The organism is Sphingobium sp. ba1 (genome assembly GCF_000743655.1).
In the GTDB taxonomy this organism is placed as follows: domain Bacteria; phylum Pseudomonadota; class Alphaproteobacteria; order Sphingomonadales; family Sphingomonadaceae; genus Sphingobium.
Genome location: NZ_JPPQ01000069.1, coordinates 239,345 through 247,605 on the forward strand (window position 1 = coordinate 239,345; position 8,261 = coordinate 247,605).

7 protein-coding genes and 1 tRNA gene are annotated in these 8,261 nt (G+C 61.4%); 7 read left to right on the top strand and 1 reads right to left on the bottom strand.

What is annotated here, in order from left to right; translation table 11 throughout:
- Nucleotides 1-2,676: glutamate synthase large subunit (gltB, locus tag IL54_RS04260; protein WP_037477791.1), on the top strand; the 2,676-nt coding region annotated here is incomplete at its 5' end.
- Nucleotides 2,677-2,680: 4 nt separating this feature from the next.
- Here the strand turns inward: gltB and IL54_RS22125 are convergent.
- On the bottom strand, nt 2,681-3,193 hold the full coding sequence (locus tag IL54_RS22125) for a hypothetical protein (protein WP_156106111.1): 513 nt from the start codon (nt 3,191-3,193) through the stop codon (nt 2,681-2,683).
- A gap of 135 nt (nt 3,194-3,328) precedes the next feature.
- On the opposite strand from IL54_RS22125, the gene IL54_RS04270 reads away from it, so the two are divergent.
- From IL54_RS04270 to IL54_RS04295, 6 genes are all read left to right on the top strand, one after another.
- Nucleotides 3,329-3,415: transfer RNA gene (locus IL54_RS04270), tRNA-Leu, on the top strand.
- 159 nt (nt 3,416-3,574) lie between these two features.
- Nucleotides 3,575-4,078, top strand: coding sequence for a YciE/YciF ferroxidase family protein (locus IL54_RS04275; RefSeq protein ID WP_037473499.1), 504 nt, complete (start codon nt 3,575-3,577; stop codon nt 4,076-4,078).
- A gap of 73 nt (nt 4,079-4,151) precedes the next feature.
- The gene (locus tag IL54_RS04280; protein ID WP_037473500.1) at nt 4,152-4,727 is read left to right on the top strand and encodes an SRPBCC family protein; all 576 of its coding nucleotides are present in this window, start codon (nt 4,152-4,154) and stop codon (nt 4,725-4,727) included.
- Nucleotides 4,727-5,929 carry a zinc-dependent alcohol dehydrogenase gene (locus IL54_RS04285; RefSeq protein WP_037473501.1) on the top strand — a complete coding sequence of 401 codons (1,203 nt, stop codon included), beginning with the start codon at nt 4,727-4,729 and terminating at the stop codon, nt 5,927-5,929. The genes IL54_RS04280 and IL54_RS04285 overlap by 1 nt, the downstream gene beginning before the upstream one ends.
- Nucleotides 5,930-5,952: 23 nt before the next feature.
- Complete coding sequence (locus IL54_RS04290; protein WP_037473503.1) at nt 5,953-6,171, top strand: hypothetical protein; 219 nt, start codon at nt 5,953-5,955, stop codon at nt 6,169-6,171.
- A 78-nt stretch (nt 6,172-6,249) separates the two neighbouring features.
- Nucleotides 6,250-7,359, top strand: a complete 1,110-nt coding sequence (locus IL54_RS04295) for a Gfo/Idh/MocA family protein (RefSeq protein ID WP_237748777.1) — start codon at nt 6,250-6,252, stop codon at nt 7,357-7,359.
- Nucleotides 7,360-8,261: the final 902 nt, after the last annotated feature.

The window sequence follows — 8,261 nt, forward strand, 5'->3', positions numbered from 1 at the left end:
GAAGCCGAGCAGGCGGTCCGCGAAGGCCGCACCGAAATCTTCCTGACCGACGAAAATGTCGATGCCGATCGGGCAGCGATAGCGGGCGTGCTGGCGGCGGCGGCGGTCCACACCCATCTGGTGCGCAAGGGGCTGCGCTCCTATGCGTCGATCAACGTGCGCTGTGCCGAAGCGGTCGATACCCATTATTTCGCGGTGCTGATCGGCGTCGGCGCTACCACGGTGAATGCCTATCTCGCTGAAGCGAGCATTGCCGATCGCCATGCGCGCGGTCTGTTCGGCGATCTGTCGCTCGACGCCTGTTTCGAACGCTATCGCACGGCCATCAACGAAGGCCTGCTCAAGATCATGTCCAAAATGGGCATCGCGGTCATCAGCAGCTATCGCGGCGGCTATAATTTCGAAGCGGTCGGGTTGTCGCGGGCGCTGGTCAATGATCTCTTCCCCGGCATGCCGGCGAAGATTTCAGGCGAAGGCTATGCCTCGCTCCATTACAGCGCGATGCTGCGGCACGAAAAGGCCTTCGACAGCGCGGTCGTCCGCTTGCCGATCGGCGGCTTCTACCGCCAACGCGATGGCGGCGAGGCGCATGCCTATTCGGCGCAGCTGATGCACTTGTTGCAGACCGCGGTCGGGACCGACAGCTATTCGACCTATCTGCAATTTTCGCGCGGCGTCCGCGATTTGCCGCCCGTCTATCTGCGCGACCTGATGGAGTTCAACTTCGCCCGCGAAGCCGTACCGATCGACGAGGTGGAAGCCACCACCGAAATCCGCAAGCGCTTCGTGACGCCCGGCATGTCGCTCGGCGCATTGTCGCCCGAAGCGCATGAGACGCTGGCCATCGCCATGAACCGGATCGGGGCCAAGGCCGTGTCCGGCGAAGGCGGCGAGGATGCCAACCGCTTCAAGCCCTATGAAAATGGCGACAACGCCAATTCGGTCATCAAGCAGATCGCTAGCGGTAGGTTCGGCGTCCATGCCGAATATCTGGCATCGGCCGAGGAAATCGAGATCAAGGTCGCCCAGGGTGCCAAGCCCGGCGAAGGCGGGCAGTTGCCCGGCTTCAAGGTGACCGAGTTCATCGCCAAGCTGCGCCATTCGACGCCCGGCGTGACGCTCATCTCGCCGCCGCCGCACCACGACATCTATTCGATCGAGGATCTGGCCCAGCTCATCTACGACTGCAAGATGATCAACCCGCGTGCGCGGGTGTGCGTCAAGCTGGTGAGTCAGGCGGGCATCGGCACGGTCGCAGCGGGCGTGGCGAAGGCGCATGCCGACGTCATCCTGATCGCGGGTCATGTCGGCGGCACCGGTGCCAGCCCGCAGACCAGCATCAAATATGCCGGTACGCCCTGGGAAATGGGCCTGTCGGAAGCCAATCAGGTGCTGACCCTCAACGGGTTGCGGCATCGCGTGAAGCTGCGCACCGATGGCGGGCTCAAGACCGGGCGCGACATCGTGATCGCCGCGATCCTGGGCGCGGAAGAGTTCGGCATCGGGACACTTAGCCTTGTCGCTATGGGCTGCATCATGGTGCGCCAGTGCCACAGCAACACTTGCCCTGTGGGCGTGTGCGTGCAGGATGAGAAACTGCGGCAGAAGTTCACCGGCACGCCCGAAAAGGTCATCAACCTGATGACCTTCATCGCCGAAGAGGTACGCGAAGTGCTGGCGCGGCTGGGCTTCCGCAGCCTGGACGAGGTGATCGGGCGGACCGAATTGCTCAAGCAGGTCAATCGCGGGGCCGAGCATCTCGATGATCTGGATCTCAACCCGATCCTGGCCAAGGTCGATGCCCCCGACGACCAGCGCCGTTTTTCGCTGACCCAATGGCGCAATGACGTGCCCGACAGCCTGGACGCGCAGATGATGCGCGATGCCAAGGCGGTGTTCGAGCGTGGCGAAAAGATGCAGCTGACCTATACGGTGCGCAACACGCACCGCGCGGTCGGCACGCGCCTCTCCTCGGCGGTGACCGACAAGTTCGGCATGTCGACGCTGGCCGACGGGCATCTGACCGTCCGGCTGCGCGGGTCGGCGGGCCAGTCGCTGGGCGCGTTCCTGTGCAAGGGGATCACGCTCGAAGTGTTCGGCGACGCCAATGACTATGTCGGCAAGGGGCTGTCGGGCGGCATCATCGTCGTGCGCACGACCGTCTCCAGCCCATTGGCAAGCAAGGACAACACCATATTGGGCAACACCGTCCTTTATGGCGCGACCAGCGGCAAGCTGTTTGCGGCGGGCCAGGCCGGTGAACGCTTCGCTGTCCGCAATTCGGGCGCGCAGGTCGTGGTCGAAGGCTGCGGTGCCAATGGCTGCGAATATATGACCGGCGGCACGGCGGTCATTCTGGGCAAGACCGGGGCCAATTTCGGCGCGGGCATGACTGGCGGCATGGCCTTCATCCTCGACGAAGATGGCAGCTTCCCGTCGCGCGCCAACCCCGAAGGCATCATCTGGCAGCGGCTGGAAAGCGCGCATTGGGAAGCGGAGCTGAAAGCGCTGATCGCCCAGCATGCGGTGTCGACCGACAGCAAATGGTCGAACACCATATTGGATGATTGGGATCGCTGGTGTCGCTATTTCTGGCAGGTGTGCCCCAAGGAAATGATCACGCGCCTCGCCCACCCGCTCAGCGACATGGCCGCGGAAGTCGTTGCTGCGGAGTGAAGGATCAGGGGTGGTTGTGGTCGATCGTCGGCACGATGATCGGCTGCACCACCGCCCCTGGTGATATCGCCACCGGTTTCACTACAGGATCGGCCACAGCGACTTTCGACCGATCCAATTGCGGATTGCTGACCGGCTTTTCTATTTTGGCGTCGATCATCAGCGAGTCATCGGTCGCTGGATGGTCCTGCGCCAGATAATCCTGCACGTACGGGTCGCTGCTGCCTTCGATCCCGGCCATATCGGCGGCAAAGCGCCGTTCCGTCAAAGTCGGACCGCAACCGGTGCAGCGAATCACCGCTGGTCCCCGGTGGCTTGTGCCGCTGTCTCCGAATATCGACGCTGTACGTCCCGCCTCCACATAGGCATTATCGTCGTCCGGGCTCAATTCCTCGGCGGGAACGGCTGTTTTCTGCGGGCTGGTGACATAGCTTCCCAGCCCCAGTCCCATCGCGACCGATGCCGCCACGGTCATGCCCGACATCATCCACCATTGCCCCGGCATCGCGCGCCTCACCTTCCCACAATCATTATATCGCCCCAATCTCATCAATCATAACGCAGATGCAGATAGGTTGTTGCATGGGGCAAAAGCCTTTGCTAATGGCCACCGCCTACCAGATGCCGGCCCTGCCGGTTTCCCTTTGAGTGTGCGGTCGTGGCGGAACTGGTAGACGCGCAACGTTGAGGTCGTTGTGGCCGAAAGGCCGTGGAAGTTCGAGTCTTCTCGACCGCACCACCCTACCCCCTGTCAGTTTATCGTGATCGATACGCCTGAGGCGCCACCAACAAACGCACTGATCCAGATCATGTTGGGCGGTTTTGCAGGAACCGCGCCTCGCCCCCACGCGCTCCACGCCCATGTTGGACATCCCGTCCGGCGATGTGGAGAACCGCGATGTCGACCCCTGAAAGCCTGCAAGACGTCTATATCGACGAACTGAAAGACCTTTGGTCCGCGAACGACCAGATGCTCAAGGTCATCAAGAAAATCACAGCCAAAGCCAGCGACGCCGCGCTCAAGGACATGCTGACGAAGAGCCAGGAGGGCATCGCCAGCCACACCGCGATCCTCAAAGAATTGATCGCCGGTCAGGATGAGAAAGTCTCCAAGGACCATTGCAAGGGCATGGAAGGCCTCGCCGCCGAAGCGATCAAGCATGTGATCGAAGAAGGGCCGGACAAAGGCCCTGTCCTCGATGTCCTCATCATCGCGCAATATCAGCGCATGACCCATTATGGCATCGCCGGGTTCGGCACCGCTGCTGCCTTCGCCAAGGCGCTCGGCCTCAAGGACGACAATAAGAAGCTGCGCGACGCGACCAAGGACATCTACGCAAGCGACGCCTTCATGACGAAACTTGCGGAAACGTCGGTCAATCTGGAGGCCGAAGACGCCTGATCGCGCGCCGTCCGCCCGGCTCGTCCGGGCGGATGGCCCCTTCCCGTCTGCACATGACGACAGGAGAACAGCCATGACGATTGCACAGGATGACGCCCCCGCGACCACCTCCAAGGACAAAGAGGTGCGCACGCAGGACGTGGATACGCTGCCCCAACCCAAAGGCGACACGCTGCTCGGCCGAACGGTCACCATCAATCGCCCGCGCGCCGAATTGTTCGCCTATTGGGCGGACCTCACCAACCTGCCGGCCTTCATGGACAATGTCGAACGGATCGACATGCTGTCCGACACCCGATCCCATTGGGTGGTCAAGGCACCGGCGGGCAAGACCGTCGAATGGGATGCCGTCATCACGGACAAGCGCGAAGGCGAACTGATCGCCTGGGCCTCGACCGATGACGCCGACGTCCCCAATAGTGGCCGCATCGAATTTCGCGACGCGGGCGACCGCGGCACCATCGTCACCGCGACGATCGCCTATGACCCGCCCGCCGGCATCATCGGCAAGGTCGTCGCCAAATTGTTCCAGAGCGAACCCGCCATCCAGGCGCGGCGCGACCTTCGCCGGTTCAAGCAACTGATGGAAACCGGCGAAATCGCCACGGCCGCCTGGACCCAAAAGCAATTGCAGGAGGAGAAAGCCTGATGCGCGCCCTCACCTGGCACGGCAAACATGACGTGCGCGTCGACACGGTCGACGATCCCGAAATCCTCAATCCGCGCGACGCGATCATCAAGATCACATCCACCGCCATCTGCGGCTCCGACCTGCATCTCTATGACGGTTATATCCCCACCATGCAGGCGGGCGATATTCTCGGCCATGAGTTCATGGGCGAAGTGGTCGAAACCGGCCCCGGATCGACGCTCAAGAAAGGTCAGCGCGTTGTCGTCCCCTTCACCATCGCCTGTGGCAGCTGCTATCATTGCGGCAAGCATCAATATTCCGCGTGCGACAATGGCAATCCGGCGGACAATCAGGACATCGGCCAGGAAATGTATGGCCAACCCATGTCCGGCCTGTTCGGCTACAGCCATCTGACCGGCGGCTATGCCGGGGGCCAGGCCGAATATGTCCGCGTGCCGTTCAGCGATGTCGGCCCGATCGTCGTGCCGGACGGCCTCACCGATGAGCAAGTCCTGTTCCTGTCGGACATCCTGCCCACCGGATGGCAGGCGGCGGAAAATGCCGACATCGAACCCGGCGATACTGTCGCCGTCTGGGGCTGCGGCCCGGTCGGCCTTTTCGCGGTGCAATCGGCTTTCCTCATGGGCGCGCATCGCGTCATCGCGATCGACCATTTCCCGCACCGGCTGGAACTGGCCAGACGCTTCGGCGCCGAAACGATCAATTTCGAGGAATCGAAAACCTATGAAGCGCTGATGGAAATGACCGGCGGCATCGGTCCCGACGCAGTCATCGATGCGGTCGGCCTCGAAGCCCATGGTTTCTTCGTCGATAATGTCGTCGATCAGATCAAGGCGTCCCTGTTCCTGGGCACCGACCGCATCCATTCGATCCGCCAGGCGATCCACGCCTGCCGCAAGGGCGGCCGCGTGTCGATGCCCGCCGTCTATGGCGGCTTTGTCGATAAATTCCCCTTGGGCGCATTCATGGAAAAGGGCCTGACGCTCAAGACCGGCCAGACCAGCGTGCAACATTATATGCCCGCGCTGCTCAACGCGATCGTCGAAGGCCAGATCGACACGACCTTCCTCATTTCCCATCGCATGAGCCTGGAAGACGCGCCCAAAGGCTACAAGATGTTTCACGACAATCAGAATGAAGTGACCAAGATCGTCCTGAAACCCGATTTTGCGCCTTCGTCGGCCATCGCGGCAGAATAGCCGAAACATATTGGAGACAGACTATGCCAGGCAATGAAAACGGGCGCGATCCCGCCGCCGCCCAGGACGAAGAGATGCCCCGCCGGGGACCAATGGGCGACGTCATCCCCAGCGATGACGATCCCGATCCCCGGACCCGCGGCGGAAAGCCGCAGGAAGATGTCGAGGATCGACCGAATGTCGGCACGGTGACACCGGAGGATTATCCGGCGCGCGATCGCGCCGACTCTCGGCCGGACTGATCAGCAAAAGGGTGGGCTTTGCCATTTGTATGGGTTATTCTCGGCTCAGATCGGCAAACCGACCCTTGGGAGATGAGCATGACGGACGAAGGCATCGTGACGCGACGGACCTTGATGGCCGGGGTCGGCCTTGGCATCGCAGCGGCGGGCATGCCCGCACTGGCGGCCACGCCCGGCCGCAAGCTCGGCTATGCGATCGTCGGGCTGGGTTCTTACGCCACCAAGCAGATCATGCCCGCCTTCGCCGGATGCGACCATGCCCGGATCAGCGCCTTGGTCAGCGGTACCCCGGCCAAGCTGGAACAATATGGCGCGCAATATGGCGTGCCCAAAACGCATCACTACAGCTATGAGACGTTCGACCGCATCGCCGACAATCCCGATATCGACGCGGTCTACATCATCCTGCCCAATAGCATGCACGCCGAATATACGATCCGCGCGGCGCGGGCGGGCAAGCATATGCTATGCGAAAAGCCGATGGCGATATCGGTCGCCGAATGCGAGGCGATGATCGTCGCCTGCCGAACGGCGGGCAAGAAGCTGATGATCGGCTATCGATCGCGCTTCGAACCCCATAATCAGCTGGCAATCGAGCTGGCGCGCGGCGGCCATGTCGGGCCGACTCGGATCATCACCGCCGAACATGGCTTCCCCATTCAGCCGGGCCAATGGCGACTGGACAAGCCCCTGTCGGGCGGCGGATCGCTGATGGATATCGGCATCTACAGCCTCAATGCCGTGCGCTATCTGACCGGTGAGGAACCGGTGGACGTCATGGCGATCGAGTCGACCGACCGCGCCGACCCGCGCTTCCGCACCGTGGAGGACCGCATCACCTTCCTGCTGCGCTTCCCGTCGGGGATCGAGGCGACCTGCGTGTCCAGCTATAGCTCGGCGCATAACAGCTATCGCGTGATCGGCACGCAAGGGTGGATCGATATGGAACCCGCCACCCCCTATAGCGGCCATGCGATCCGCATCCGCAAGGACGGCAAAGTCACCGACCGCACCCTGCCGCCATCGCCCAAAACGCAATTTGCAAGCCAGCTCGACCATCTCGCGCAAGCGGTGCTGAACGGCACGCCCGTCATCGTACCCGGCGAAGAGGGCCTGGCCGACCTCCGCGTCATCGAAGCCATCTACCGCTCCGCCCGCGAGGGCCGCCGGGTGAGTTTGAAGGCATGAGGGAAAGGGGTGGGTTGGGGACATTTGTTTGGTACAACCCTGCGCGATGACGCGCACCTTCATTCTGCTATCTTTCGTTTCGGCTATTGGGTCGGGATGCGCCCATTCGCCAACCCCAGATATTCAGATGGCTCATCCTGAAGAAGCACTTGCGGGGGAACTTCGCGCAGAAATCTGGAGTGACCTTCAATCGAATGCCCTAATCGGAAACGGCAACGAACTCGCTGCTCGCTGGGCAAATGCGGGAAGCGAAGTCGCCGCCGCACCTCAACTGCACATTCAGAATCTGCTTTGCAGCGGTGGCCAAAAGTTGCTTCGCTGCGAGTTTTCACTTCTTCGAGACGGTGGTGTTACAATATATCTTGGCGAACCCACCCCCGATAGACTGACATGCGGTGCGCTCTTTCGTCGCTTGGGAACTAGTGACCGCTGGTACATCCCTCGCTTGCCGCCAGGGCCAAGAGGCGGCCACAGCCGCATCACCATCAAGTGCCAGCCTGTCACCTGAAGGTCCACAAAATGACCGTTCATTCCCATTCCTCCTTCGTCATGCCGGGCTTGACCCGGCATCCCGCTTTTCTCCGCACAAATAGCGGGACCCCGGATCAAGTCCGGGGTGACGTCCCATTGTGGTCGAGATTGTGTAAACACGACAATGACATGCTCTTCCGCACAACTTTGGTTTACACGATACTGACGCAGGATAATTTCTATGCGCGATGGGGATCACACTAATTCTAAAATTGTTCATTTCGTTCGTAGCCACACGTTTTTATACAGCTTCGGCTGTTTTCATTCATCCTCCCCTGGCAGGGGAGGTGGCTGGCGTAGCCAGACGGAGGGGTGTCGCCCTCTCTATAGGGTTACACCCTTCCCCCACTTAGTGATGGAGGTGAGGATTT